At 33.9% G+C, this 13,042-nt stretch carries 10 protein-coding genes and 2 tRNA genes; 7 read left to right on the top strand and 5 right to left on the bottom strand.

Annotated features, from left to right (window positions below; all coding sequences use genetic code 11):
* Nucleotides 1-158 precede the first annotated feature (158 nt).
* Both H510_RS19740 and H510_RS19230 read left to right on the top strand, forming a co-directional pair.
* Nucleotides 159-2,780 carry a PAS domain-containing sensor histidine kinase gene (locus H510_RS19740; RefSeq protein WP_051291341.1) on the top strand — a complete coding sequence of 874 codons (2,622 nt, stop codon included), beginning with the start codon at nucleotides 159-161 and terminating at the stop codon, nucleotides 2,778-2,780.
* A gap of 42 nt (nucleotides 2,781-2,822) precedes the next feature.
* Complete coding sequence (locus H510_RS19230) at nucleotides 2,823-3,599, top strand: CE1 family esterase (protein ID WP_051291339.1); 777 nt, start codon at nucleotides 2,823-2,825, stop codon at nucleotides 3,597-3,599.
* A gap of 134 nt (nucleotides 3,600-3,733) precedes the next feature.
* Here H510_RS19230 and tnpA read toward each other — a convergent pair whose 3' ends face one another.
* The 3 genes from tnpA to H510_RS0116085 form a co-directional block, all read right to left on the bottom strand.
* Entirely contained in the window at nucleotides 3,734-4,195 is a 462-nt protein-coding gene (gene tnpA / locus H510_RS0116095; protein WP_026905249.1) for an IS200/IS605 family transposase, read from the bottom strand.
* A gap of 552 nt (nucleotides 4,196-4,747) precedes the next feature.
* Nucleotides 4,748-4,819, bottom strand: a tRNA-Glu gene (locus H510_RS0116090).
* 52 nt (nucleotides 4,820-4,871) lie between these two features.
* Nucleotides 4,872-4,944 (bottom strand) — tRNA-Met (locus tag H510_RS0116085).
* A gap of 142 nt (nucleotides 4,945-5,086) precedes the next feature.
* On the opposite strand from H510_RS0116085, the gene era reads away from it, so the two are divergent.
* From era to upp, 4 genes are all read left to right on the top strand, one after another.
* Entirely contained in the window at nucleotides 5,087-5,965 is an 879-nt protein-coding gene (gene era, locus H510_RS0116080; protein ID WP_026905248.1) for a GTPase Era, read from the top strand.
* 126 nt (nucleotides 5,966-6,091) lie between these two features.
* The gene (locus H510_RS0116075; RefSeq protein WP_026905247.1) at nucleotides 6,092-6,802 is read left to right on the top strand and encodes an SDR family oxidoreductase; all 711 of its coding nucleotides are present in this window, start codon (nucleotides 6,092-6,094) and stop codon (nucleotides 6,800-6,802) included.
* 111 nt (nucleotides 6,803-6,913) lie between these two features.
* Complete coding sequence (locus tag H510_RS0116070; protein ID WP_036693235.1) at nucleotides 6,914-8,185, top strand: polysaccharide deacetylase family protein; 1,272 nt, start codon at nucleotides 6,914-6,916, stop codon at nucleotides 8,183-8,185.
* A gap of 34 nt (nucleotides 8,186-8,219) precedes the next feature.
* Nucleotides 8,220-8,861, top strand: a complete 642-nt coding sequence (gene upp / locus H510_RS0116065) for a uracil phosphoribosyltransferase (protein WP_026905245.1) — start codon at nucleotides 8,220-8,222, stop codon at nucleotides 8,859-8,861.
* A 44-nt stretch (nucleotides 8,862-8,905) separates the two neighbouring features.
* On the opposite strand, the gene H510_RS0116060 is transcribed toward upp, so the two are convergent.
* A complete protein-coding gene (locus tag H510_RS0116060) occupies nucleotides 8,906-9,853 on the bottom strand; it encodes a hypothetical protein (protein ID WP_026905244.1) in 948 nt (315 codons plus the stop codon).
* 271 nt (nucleotides 9,854-10,124) lie between these two features.
* On the opposite strand from H510_RS0116060, the gene H510_RS0116055 reads away from it, so the two are divergent.
* Nucleotides 10,125-11,651, top strand: a complete 1,527-nt coding sequence (locus tag H510_RS0116055) for a SulP family inorganic anion transporter (RefSeq protein ID WP_026905243.1) — start codon at nucleotides 10,125-10,127, stop codon at nucleotides 11,649-11,651.
* Nucleotides 11,652-11,855: 204 nt separating this feature from the next.
* Here the strand turns inward: H510_RS0116055 and H510_RS0116050 are convergent, their stop codons facing one another.
* Nucleotides 11,856-13,040 (bottom strand): M20 metallopeptidase family protein, encoded by a 1,185-nt coding sequence (locus H510_RS0116050; protein ID WP_026905242.1) that lies wholly within the window; start codon nucleotides 13,038-13,040, stop codon nucleotides 11,856-11,858.
* Nucleotides 13,041-13,042 lie beyond the last annotated feature (2 nt).

Here is a 13,042-nt window from a genome sequence, read left to right as displayed (position 1 = left end):
TTATGAGTTAATAATTTTGTATTTTTATGTATTTATAATTAAAATTAATTATTTTTATGAGTTATATTTATTTTAAAAATTGAAACTAATATCCATTATAAGAGTATAAATATGATATTTCACTACTTTATGTTAACCACTCTCAATCAAGCTTTTTTATGAGCTATTTAAAAGAAGAATTACATCAACTCGTAAAGCAAGACTCATCAATTTTCAACTTTGTTCAAGACATTGCGCTTGATGGTTTATGGTTTTGGGATTTAGAAAATCAAGAACATGAATGGGTAAGTTTAAAATTTTGGACTATTTTAGGATACAATCCGGAAGAATTATCAAATACATCTTCTTCATGGAAAAATATGATACACCATGAAGACCTAGGAGCTGTTTCACAAAATATTCAGGAAACCAGTCATACAAAAGAAACAAACTTTAACCTTATTGTAAGGTACTATCATAAAAATGGATCGGTTAAATGGTTAAAAATGATAGGTTTAATCATTAAAAGTGATACAGGGAAGGCTATAAGATTAATAGCGGCACATGTAGATATTACCGATTTAAAAGTAAAAGAAGATTTATTGGTGCGGTGTAACGTGGCCGCTTCTGTAGGCTTTTGGGAAATTAACCTAAGCACCATGCAGCCTTTTTGGAGCCATGTAACCAAACTTATCCATGAGGTATCAGATGATTACATCCCAGATATACACTCTGCTTTGGATTTTTATACTGGTAGCAACAAGCAGTTGATAGAAAATGCGGTAACTCAATTATTAAAAACGGGTATTTCTTATGATTTGGAACTTCAAATTATAACTGCCAAAGGTAATTTAAAATGGGTTAGAGCTATAGGTTTAGCAGAATTTGTAAATGGTATTTGCACCAGAGTTTATGGTACTTTTCAGGATATAAATCAAAGTAAAGTATTAGAAATTGCTTTAATTTCTGAGCGAGAAAAGCTGGAAAATGTTATTCTGGGTACCAATGCTGGCACTTGGGAGTGGAATATCCAAACCGGCGAAACCATATTTAATGAGCGTTGGGCAGAAATTGTAGGTTATACACTTGAAGAATTGCAACCTATCAGTATAGAAACTTGGGTTAACCTGAGTCATCCGGAAGACTTAAAAAAATCAAACGAAAAAATTAACGATTGTTGTAATAAAATTACAGAATATTATCATAGCGAATGCAGAATGCGCCATAAAAATGGGCATTGGGTATGGATTTTAGATAGAGGAAAAATAACATCGTGGACAGCAGACGGAAAGCCTTTGATGATGTTTGGCACCCATACAGATATTACAGAGCAGAAACTAGCTTTTGAACGCAATCAGCAGTTTGTTAAACAAGCACCAAGTGCTATAGCTATGTTTGATACCAACCTTCATTACTTAGCAGCTTCAAATAAATGGATAGATGATTATAAACTTAATGGTTTAGACATCATTGGTAAATCTCATTATGAAATTTTCCCTGAAATTGGTGAGGATTGGAAAAAAATACATCAAAACTGTTTACAAGGCGTCAGTCAGAAATGTGAAGAAGATAAATTTATTAGAGAAGACGGAACAGTACAATGGATTGAATGGGAAATTAAACCTTGGTTTTTAGATAGCAAAACACAAGGTGGTATCATTATGTATACCGATGATATCACCGAACGTAAAGTAACGCAAGAAAAGCTGAAAATTAGCGAACAAGCTTTTAGAGGAAATTTTGAAAATGCTGCTATAGGAATGGCATTATTGAATAAAGAAGCTAACTTAATACAGGCTAATAAAAGATTGTGTGACTTTATTGGTTATACAGAAAATGAGCTTAAAAAAGTAACATTTAAAAATATTACTCATCCTGATGATAGAGATTTAGATACAACACTTTACCATAATTTGATAAATGGAAAAATAAACGATTATCGGTTAGAAAAACGTTACATCCATAAAAATAATAGTATTGTATATGTGATATTAGCAGCTTCTGTAGTTAGAGACGACGAAGGAGAAATTTTATACTTTATTTTTCAGGTTGTGGATATAACAGCTCTTAAAAATGCCGAGTACGAAATACAAACGCTGTTAGAAGTAACTAAAGATCAAAATAAAAGGTTAAAAAATTTCGCTCATATTGTTTCGCACAATTTAAGATCACATACCAGCAATATAGAAATGTTGGTTTACTTACTTTTCCAAGAAAACCCCGAATTGGAAAGCAATAACATTTTACAATTGATTAAAACCGCAGCCGACAACCTTACTGAAACTATTGCTCATTTGAATGAGGTTGTTCAAATGAATTCTGAAACAGTAGCAAATCTTATAAGTTTAGATTTGTACGCGTTTACAGAGCATGCAATTAGTAACTTAAAGGTTATGGCAGCTACTGCAAATGTTAAAGTAGAAAACCATATTAAAGCTAAAATTTTGGTAAAAGGTATTTCTGCATATTTAGACAGTATACTTTTTAACTTGATCAATAATGCCATTAAGTATAGTGCTACAGAAAGAGAAAGCTTTGTAAAAATTGATTGCTATGAAGAAGATAAATATATCGTTTTAACCATTAGTGATAATGGTGTAGGTATAGATTTAAAAACACAAGGCTCAAAACTTTTTGGTATGTACCAAACATTTCATGGAAACCCCGATGCAAGAGGAATAGGTTTATTTATCACCAAAAATCAAATAGAAACCATGGGTGGTAAAATAGAAGTGCGGAGCGAAATTAATCAAGGAACAACTTTTAAGGTTTATTTATTATCTGCACAAAATAATGCTTAAACTTTTATAATTTTTAACCATCTAAAAATGAAAGTTTAGACGATGTTTAAAAGGTTACTTTTATTATTTATAGGGTTTGGTACCTTAAATTCAGCTTACGCTCAAACGCAACTCCAAACCTTAGAATGGATAGTAGGTAAAGAAATGCGTAAAGCTTTAGTTTATATTCCTGCTTCTGCAAAAAATAAAGCTACCCCTGTGGTATTTATTTTCCACGGACATGGCGGTACCATGAATCACGCTTACCAAGGTCGTAAATTTGAACAATTGTGGAACAATGCCATATATATTTATCCACAAGGTTTACCCACACCTGGACAAATTACAGATAAAGAAGGCAAAAAAAATGGATGGTTAATAGATACTAATAAGCAAAATAGAGATTTAGCTTTTTTTGATATCATGTTAGCCTATATCAAAAAAGAATACATGGTAGATCAGGATAGAGTTTTTGCTACAGGACACTCTAACGGAGGCTCTTTTACTTACTTGCTATGGGCAACAAGGGGGGCTATTTTTAAGGCATTTGCCCCAACTGGTGCAGCAGCACTTAAATTACTGCATTTATTAGAGCCAAAACCTTTTTTTCATTTGATTGGAGAAAAAGATCCTTTGGTAAAACCTACATGGCAAAAAATCACTTATCAGGCGCTATTAAAGAAAAACAAATGTGAAACTGTGGGTAAGAATATCAATCAATTTGCGAAGCTTTATCACTCCACAAGTGGTAACCCTAGTATTGTTTATAGCTATCCTGGGGGGCATGAGTACCCTCAAGAAGCGAATACAGTTATCATAGATTTTTTTAAATCTTTTTGATGTATTAATAAAGAAGTTTGTAAAAGACAGTACAGGTAAAAATCAAAATAAATTAACCTAGATTTTTTGAAAGTACGATTTTAGGGAAACTAAAATGAATGATTTTGCGTATCATTTAATGTTTAGGGCAATTATTAGTCTATCCATTCAAAAAGATATTTCTCATCGTATTCTACATCAAACTTTTGAAGTAATTCCAAGTATTCATCTCTGAATTTTTTCTTTTCATGATGTTGTTCTTGGTTGTTAATGTATGCGATAATCGTATCTAGTTGAGATTTTGAATAAGAAAATGCACCATAGCCCTCTTGCCACTGAAAAAGACCGGTTATCAATCTTTTTTCGTTAATCCATTTTGATGAATTTGCTTTAATATCTCGCACTAAATCAGATATAGCGATGTTAGGTTTTATACTGAGTAGGATGTGTATATGATCAGGCATACCGCCAATGGCATATACTTTTTGTTCCTTTGCGTTTACAATTCCGCAGATGTATTTGTGCAATTCGTCTTGCCAGTTTTTTAGAACTAGATTTTGTCTTCCTTTCACAGAAAACACAATATGTAAATATATTTGGGTGTAGGTGTTGGCCATTTGATTTGTTTTTTAATTTCGCCCCTTTGGGGCTTTTTGGATTGTTGTTATTTTTTTCTATTAAGATGTCGCCCCTCTGGGGCTTTTTGGATTATTGTTATTTTTTTCTATTAAGATGTCGCCCCTCTGGGGCTTTTTTGTTTGTTTTTATGGAGATGTTTTCTCCTCTATAGGGTTATTAAAGAGATATATAGAATATTTTTTAAATCTATAGGTTAATATACTATATTTTCTTTTTTCTAAAACATAAATTAATAAACGAAATATTCAATCAGATATTAAAACGTTATTTCAGCTCCTACGGAGCGAAATAATCATAGAATCAATTAGGATATATTGTTTAGCTCCAGAGGAGCGACATAATCATAGCAGAGCGAATAATCATAGCGGAGCGCATAATCATAGATATTATTCAACAATCTATTCGAAAAAGACACCTTTATTGTTCTTATGGGGCTTTTTCGCTATGGCTTTAATCATAATTAACGTAAACAAAAAAACCTGCAAATATTTGGTTTGCAGGTTTTAATAGCTTTTATTATTTAATTTTCGTAGCCCGTAGGGGAATCGAACCCCTGTTTCCAGAATGAAAATCTGGCGTCCTAACCCCTAGACGAACGGGCCATTTTGAAAGCTTGCCTAAATTATTTCTTAATAATTCTTTAGCTTTCTGAGGTAGCGGGGACCAGACTCGAACTGATGACCTTCGGGTTATGAGCCCGACGAGCTACCAACTGCTCCACCCCGCACTATATTTTGGTTTTAAAACTTCATTTTTGTAACACAATCGCTGTGTTTTTGGTCGGTTTAGAATTTAAATCCTGTTCCGAATTGGACTGCAAAGATATAATTCGTTTCTTTGTACTCCAAATAAAATTTAAAAAAAATTAAATGTCGCATAAAGCAGGCTTTGTAAGCATCATCGGGAAACCAAATGCGGGTAAATCTACCTTAATGAACGCACTTGTTGGAGAGAAAATGGCTATCATAACGCCCAAAGCTCAAACCACCAGGCATCGTATTATTGGTATTGTTAATGAAGAAGACTATCAGATTGTTTTTTCTGATACTCCAGGTATTATCAAACCTAATTATAAACTGCAAGAAACCATGATGCATGCGGTGGATGATACTTTAGAAGATTCTGATATTCTAGTATTTGTTACTGATATTAATGAGAAGCATGACGAGCAAGACGTTTTAGAAAAGATTAAAAAGTCTAAAGCTCACCTCATGATTTTAATCAACAAAATAGATGAATCTAACCAAGACCAAGTAGAGGAAAAAATTTCTTATTGGAGAGAAAAACTAAACCCTGATGCTATAATAGGTATTTCTGCCCTACACCAATACAATGTAGATAAGGTGATGCAGTACATTGTAGAAAAACTACCTGTACACCCACCTTATTATGAGAAAGACGAACTTACTACCCGCTCAGAGCGATTTTTCGTATCCGAAATGATTCGCGAAAAAATATTTAAACTTTACAAAAAAGAGATTCCTTATAGTACAGAAGTTATCGTAACTTCCTTTAAAGAGTCTAAAGAGATCATCCGTATCAGCGCAGAAATTGTGGTAGAAAGAGATTCCCAAAAAAATATCATTATTGGGCCTGCAGGTTCTATGTTAAAAAGGGTAGGTACTTATGCCAGACAAGACATGGAAGAATTCTTACAAAAGAAAGTGTTTTTAGAAATGTTTGTTAAAGTAATACCAGATTGGCGTAACCGCGAGAATTACCTTAAAAGTTTTGGTTACTCAGAGTAGTTTTTGATAACTAGCTAAAATATCATATATCAGTAAAATATCTCCCATTCAAAAGATATGATGCAATTTGGTATGCTTATTATGCGAAAAGCTATAGAAACTAACACTTTCATTAAAATATAAATCATGCAAAAATTACAAGATAAAGTTGCCTTGATAACAGGTGGGAGTAAAGGTATAGGTTTTGGTATTGCAGAAGCCCTACTTAAACAAGGCATAAAAGTAGCCATTACCAGCAGAAGTTTAGCTAGTGCCGAGGCTGCTGCTCAAAAACTAGGGAAAGATGTTCTGCCTTTAGAAGCAGATGTTAAGGATTTTTCATCCCAACAAAAAGTTATTCATCAAATTATTGCCAAATGGGGTAAACTAGATTTTCTGATTGCCAATGCTGGTGTTGGGCATTTTGCCAGTATTGAAGATTTATCTGTATCTGATTGGAATGATACTATAGACACCAATTTGACAGGCGTATTTTACAGCATTAAAGCCGCTTTGCCCGAGTTAAAGAAAAGTACAGGGTATATTTTCACCATCGCTAGTTTAGCGGGGACAAACTTTTTTGCTGGTGGTGCAGCTTATAATGCCAGCAAGTTTGGTTTAGTAGGTTTTACGCAAGCTATCATGCTAGATTTAAGGCAGCATGGCATTAAAGTAAGTACCATTATGCCAGGCTCTGTTTCTACTCATTTTAACGAGCATCAGCCCGATGCTGAAAAAGATGCCTGGAAAATACAACCCTCAGATATGGGGCAAATGGTGGTAGATTTATTAAACATGCATCCCAGAGTATTGCCTAGTAAAGTAGAAGTGAGGCCAACTAAAACGGCGAATACTTAGTATAATTGGGTTAAAATAGTTTTAAAGAAGGAGTATTGAGATTAAATAGCCATATTCATATGGTGCTTATGTTGATGAACGGAAATCTCAATATTATCTCTATTTTTAACTATGCAATTACTCGTTTATACACCAAATCTAAATAGCAGGAAACAATATATTTTTGATTTCTTATTTAGCGAGGTGTTGGGTATTAACTACCAAGTTCTGGATGATGCGGTTGCGTTTTCTAATTATCCAGGACCTAAAATAAGTTATGGTCCTGAGGTTTTAGCTAATGAAATCCATTTTAAGTCTTATGGTCTTTTGGATGAGTTAGGGATAAAATATCAAAACTTAGAAAGCATAAATTATGATAATTATCAGGTGTTTTTCCCTATACAATCATCGGCTATGCCCTTTGATGTTTTTGCTGCTTCTTTTTATTTATTAAGCAGATACGAGGAGTATACCAATAAAGGGAGAGACCAGCACAGGCGTTTTTCAGCGAAGTATAGCATCGCGAAAACAAATTCATTTTTGCATAAACCCGTTGTAGATATATGGGCTTATGATATCCTGAATGTATTGCTTCAACGTTTTCCTGATTTACCTTTCCGAAAGCGACGATTCAAATTTATACCTACTTTAGATATAGATAGACCTTATTATTTTAAAACAGAAAAATTTGTTAAAAGGGTTTTAAAGCAATTTAAATCCTTTTTAAAAGGGAGATTTACAGATCCTTTTGATGTTTATCAGCAAGTTGCCCAATGGGATAAATACAATCAACAACAAACCCAGTATTTTATTTTAATGGGTAATAAACACGAGTTTGATGTAGCACCAAAAAGAAATCATCCAAAGTTTAGAGCACTGCTACAAAAGTTAAGTCAGCATCATCCTATGGGTATTCATCCTTCTTATGCCAGTCATCTTCATGAAGATGAAGTTGTGAATGAGAAGCAAGCTTTAGAGGAAATTATACAACATCCCATTGAAAGAAGCAGGCAACATTATTTAAAATTTAATTTACCCGAAACCTTTGAAAATCTTTTAGAGGTAGGTATAAAGGAAGATTACTCTATGGCTTATGCCGATGATGTAGGTTTTAGGGCTGGCACTTGCACTCCCTTTTATTGGTATAACTTAAGAGCAGATTGTAGTACTGGGTTAAAAGTTTTTCCAACCATAGTGATGGACCAAACTTTAAGGACTTACTTGAAATTAAAACCCCAGGAAGCAATTGATATTTTAAACCTATTATTAAGTGAAGTAAAAAAAGTAAACGGCACATTTATAAGTCTTTGGCATAACGAGTCTTTAAGTAATTTTGGAGTTTGGGAAGGCTGGACAACCGTTTATCAGCATTTATTAGAAGAAGCCAATCGCATAAATAAATGATAAATGAAAGGTGTAAAAATTGTAAATTTATAGCATGTTCATACTCAGCCAGCAGAATACCATAGCTAACCATTTTTTAGCAGAACTTAGAAATGCAGAAGTGCAAACAGATAGTATGCGTTTCAGGAGAAATATGGAGCGTTTAGGGGAGATTTTTGCTTACGAAATTAGTAAAACTTTTACTTACGAGGAGTTTGAAGTACAAACACCTTTAGGCTTGGCAAATATCAATTTAAATAAAACTGACCCTGTTTTGGCAACTATTTTAAGAGCCGGTTTACCTTTACACCAAGGTTTATTAAACTATTTTGACAAAGCCGATTCTGCTTTTATTGCTGCTTACAGGAAGACTCAAAAAAATGGTAGTTTCACTATTAAAATGGAGTATTTCTCTACACCAGATTTAGATGGAAGAACCTTAATTATTGCTGACCCTATGTTGGCTACCGGTCAAAGTATGGTGCTTTGTTGTAAAGAATTGATGGCAAATTATAAGATTAAAGATTTACATATCGTATCAGCTATTGCCAGTCAGGTTGGGGTAGAACATGTTAAGGCTCACTTACCCAAAGCCAAACTTTGGTTAGGAGATATAGATGAAGAAATGACGAGTAAAGCTTATATCGTACCTGGTTTGGGTGATGCCGGAGATTTAGCTTTTGGAGAAAAAGTTTAGTTATTTCTTCTTAGTTGCCTATGTTTAACATAGAAAGCCACAAACTACTCTGCTTTATAATTCTTATGTAAAACCAAAAAACTTGCTCTTTCTTGCTTTTTAAAAGGTATATCCCAGTTGCCTTGATAGCTGATTTTGGTTGGTAATAATTCTTCGTTAAAATAACCAAGCTCGATATTCATTTGCACATCAAACTCAAAAGCTAAATTATCAAGTTTCATATCAATATATCTGCCCAAAATCTGGAAGTTACGCTTATCAAAAATGGTGGTTAGCTCTTTAATCATGATACCATCTTTGGTCCAGTTAGATAAATCTGGTTTCATGGTTACTTTAAAACGGTAAACGGGGATAGAATCTAAATACATTCCAGATGAAAAACGATAATCATAATACTGGCGCATATTGGCTGTAAATATTTCTGTTTTACCAGATATTAAAGGCACACCTCTTACAGGTCTTCCAGGCGTAAAAATTAAAGTTTTCAATTTATCTTTATAAGACTCGTTACTTCCGCCTTTACCACCCGGGCCACCAGCACTGTTAGGTACAAAATCAGAATTGTAAGCATTCATAAAAATGTAATCGAACATCTCTACAGTATAAAGCTCGTACTTACCATTTCTCTTAAATAATTTACCAGTATCTTTTTTTTCAAGATACTGCATATTATGCCCTTTTTGGTCGTTAGAATGTTTAATTTTTCTATAAATGCTACCTTCTACCTTATCCTGTTTATCATACGTGTAAACCCTGTTTTCTGCGATAAAAGCATACTTTTTCATATTTCTGAAAGCCTCATAAAAACTGGTATCAGTAATAATAGCTTGTATAAAATCATCTTCACTTAAACCAGCCTTAGCCGTTTTAACCACCACATCTTGCTCTATTACTACAGTTAATACTGTATCTGGATTAAAACGAGGAATTGCTTGAGCAAATACCGCATTTGCTAAGAATAAAGAAATGATAAGGAGATTAAATCTTTTCATGATTTTATCAATTAATGAAGTATTGAAGTTAGAGATTTTTAGTAAACAAATTGTATCCGAGAAGGGAAATTGAAAGTTTATTTTGTCAACTCAGGAAAAAAAAATATTTTTGACATAATGAATAAGGCAACTCAGATATTTTCTAAAGTTACACCACCTTGATGGTTCTCTTGAACTAGTCTTTTCCAATTTTTCTTCTTGTTTTCATTTTACACCCGAAATTTAGATTCGGGAATATCTTATATTTTACAAACTTTTTATTTTATACATTATGCAGAAAATTATCAATTTGTTTGATTTCAAACAAAAAGTAGATTACAAAACAGAAATTTTATCAGGTATTACCGTTGCTTTGGCTTTAATTCCCGAAGCCGTAGCGTTTGCTTTAATAGCAGGGCTTTCACCACTTATTGGTCTTTATGCAGCTTTTATGATGGGCTTGGTAACTTCTATTTTAGGTGGTCGTCCTGGAATGATTTCTGGAGCAACTGGAGCAATTGCGGTTGTTATTGTGGTTTTAGCAAAAACTCACGGTTTAGAATATGTGCTTGCTACTGTTATTTTAGCAGGAATTATTCAGATGTTAGCAGGTTTTTTAAAATTAGGGAAGCTTATTAGATTGGTGCCGCATCCTGTGATTTTTGGTTTTGTCAATGGTTTGGCCATTATTATTTTTATGTCACAGTTAGACCAATTTAAAGATGTTTCAGGAAATTGGTTAATGGGTTCAACTTTATATTTACTTCTCGCTTTGGTTGGGTTAACGATGTTGATTATTTGGGGGCTACCAAAAATAACGAAAGCTTTTCCTGCTTCACTTACTGCAATTTTAGTGGTTTTCGGTCTGGTTTATTTTTTGAAATTGGATACCAAAACAGTAGGAGATATTGCATCTATAAAAGGTGGATTTCCCCCGTTTCATATTCCAAATATTCCATTTACCTTAGAAACACTTCAAATCATTTTTCCGTATGCGGCCATTGTTGCAGGTGTTGGTTTGATTGAAAGTTTACTCACCTTAAACATTGTTGATGAGCTTACGGAAAGTCACGGACATAGTAACAGAGAAGCCGTAGCACAAGGAGTCGCCAATATTTTGTCGGGGTTCTTTTCAGGAATGGGTGGTTGTGCTATGATTGGACAAAGTTTAATCAATGTTTCTAACGGTGCAAGAGCGAGATTAGCGGGAGTTATAGCGTCGGTTATGTTGTTGTTTTTTGTAATGTTTGGAAGTAGCTTAATCGAAAAAGTTCCGATGGCTGCACTTACAGGATTGATGATAATGGTGGCGATTGGTACTTTTGAATGGGCAAGTCTACGAACATTTACCAAATTTCCGAAATCAGATATTTTAGTGATGGTGTTAGTAACTTTGGTTACGGTTTTCTTGCACAATTTGGCACTAGCGGTTTTAATTGGTGTTATTATTGCTGCTTTGGTTTTCGCTTGGGATAATGCTAAACGAATTAGAGCAAGAAAGTTTGTAGATGACAAAGGTGTAAAGCATTACGAAATTTATGGTCCGCTTTTCTTTGGTTCTACTACAACTTTCACTGAAAAATTTGATGTTTTGAACGATCCTGAGGAGGTGATTATAGATTTTAAAGAAAGTCGAGTTGTTGATATGTCTGCAATTGAAGCATTAAACAAATTAACTGAACGCTATTATAAGCAAAAGAAAAAAGTTCATTTAAAGCATTTAAGTTCAGATTGTAGAAAATTGATTAAAAATGCAGAAAGCATTATAGATATTAATATTATAGAAGACCCAACTTATAATGTAATGTTAAATAAATAATTTTATACGAGTGATTTTTTAAGGACGATTATTTTCAGCCTACTAAGAAAAAATGGAAGTAAAGAAGAAAGTTCTTAGAAAATAAAGAGATTGTTTCTATGCTACATCAGCTACAAGTCCTTGTTATCATCATCCTAAGCAAATTAAAGATAATAAAAGGTTTAGATATTGATATAAGATGATAATTTGAAGCAATCTCTTTCACTAATTTCCTAACTGTTTTAGGGTTAAGTAAGCCATTAACCCTGTGCTTAACTCTAGCGCTTTTTCATCAATATCAAAGGTTGGTGTATGTACAGATGATATGATGTTACGCTCTTTATTACCGGTTCCTAACCTGTAAAAGCAAGCATCGGTTACCTGAGAGAAATAAGCAAAATCTTCTGCCGCCATCCAGATATCTAAATCTATCACATTCTCTTTCCCCATATAATCGATAGCAAAACTCTTTACATTAGCAGTTAAAACTTCTTCATTGATTAAAAATGGATAGCCTCTTTCTATTCTAAAATCGCAGCTTCCACCCATACCTTCGGCAATAGACTCTGCCATTTTTTTCATTTTCTGATGAGCTTCTGCTCTCCAATCTTCATTTAAAGTCCTAAAAGTACCCTCTAAATAAACCTCATTAGGGATAACATTGGTTGCACCATTGGCAATTACTTTTCCAAAAGATAATACAGATGGTAAGCGAGGATCAGCATTTCTACTAACAATTTGTTGCAAAGCTGTAATCATGTGTGCCATAATCACCACAGGGTCTATATTTTGCTGAGGTTGTGCGCCATGCCCACCTTTACCTTTTACAGTCACATATAATTCGTCTGTAGAGGCCATGTATTTACCCGGGCGAATACCAATTTTACCAGCTTCTATCAAAGGCATTACATGCTGCCCCAATACAGCCGATGGCTTAGGATTTTCTAAAACACCTTCTTTAATCATGAGGTTTGCTCCTCCTGGTAATCTTTCCTCAGCGGGTTGAAATATCAATTTGATAGTTCCACCAAACTCGTTCTTTAAATCGTTCAGGATTTTTGCTGTCCCTAATAAAGAAGAAGTGTGTACATCATGCCCACAAGCATGCATTACACCTGGTTTGGTAGATTTATAAGGCACATCATTAGCTTCTTCAATAGGAAGCGCATCCATATCTGCCCTTAAGGCGATAACTTTATCTGATGGCTTTTCTCCTTTAATAATACCTACAACACCTGTGTTAGCCATTTTTTCAAAAGGTATTTGCATGGCTTTTAGCTGCTCTTGTACAAAAGCAGAAGTTTCATACTCTTCAAAAGAAAGTTCTGGATGAGCATGCAGATGTCTTCTGTTAGCTATCACACCTTCGTGAATTTCCTTTGCGGCTAACTTAATTTTCTCAATCAGCATTT

The organism is Pedobacter glucosidilyticus DSM 23534 (assembly GCF_000425145.1).
Classification (GTDB): domain Bacteria; phylum Bacteroidota; class Bacteroidia; order Sphingobacteriales; family Sphingobacteriaceae; genus Pseudopedobacter; species Pseudopedobacter glucosidilyticus.
Note: the sequence above shows the minus strand (reverse complement) of the source record. Positions and strands in the feature narration are given on the sequence as shown.